This is a genomic window from Bradyrhizobium sp. NBAIM08 (assembly GCF_020193935.1).
Classification (GTDB): domain Bacteria; phylum Pseudomonadota; class Alphaproteobacteria; order Rhizobiales; family Xanthobacteraceae; genus Bradyrhizobium; species Bradyrhizobium yuanmingense.
Genome location: NZ_JADYVR010000845.1, coordinates 1 through 411, shown reverse-complemented (window position 1 = coordinate 411; position 411 = coordinate 1). Strand labels below are relative to the sequence as shown.

The window sequence follows — 411 nt, the reverse complement described above, 5'->3', positions numbered from 1 at the left end:
GGTGGGGGAGGCCGGCGCGGTACCGGATCACCTTGGTGGCGCCCTGGGCGAGATCGCCGGACGGCCATGCGACGTGGGTGTACACCGCGAGCGGCAGCGAGCCGGGCGGGTCGACCTGCACGGTCTCCACCAACGTCGGTGCGGTGCAGCCGTCGCCGACGGTCAGATCGGGGGTGCTCACGTCGAGGCGGGGAGCGCCCGGGTACTCGACGAACCCGGCCGGCGCGTTGTCGGCAGTGCCGCAGCCGAGGAACTCGAGGCCGGCGGGCAGCCAGTCCTCGACGATCGTGCCGGTGGTCGGCAGGATCGCGTTGTTGCGGACGGTCAACGTGTACACGGTGGTGTGGTCGTGCACGCCGCGCACCAGCTCGTCCTCGGGGCTCGGCTCGCGCTTCTCGATGAGGATCGGCA

1 protein-coding gene is annotated in these 411 nt (G+C 72.0%); it reads right to left on the bottom strand.

The window, feature by feature from the left end:
• Positions 1-411, bottom strand: a 411-nt coding sequence (locus I6F37_RS42345; protein ID WP_225154727.1) for a DUF11 domain-containing protein, incomplete at both ends; no start/stop codon positions are given.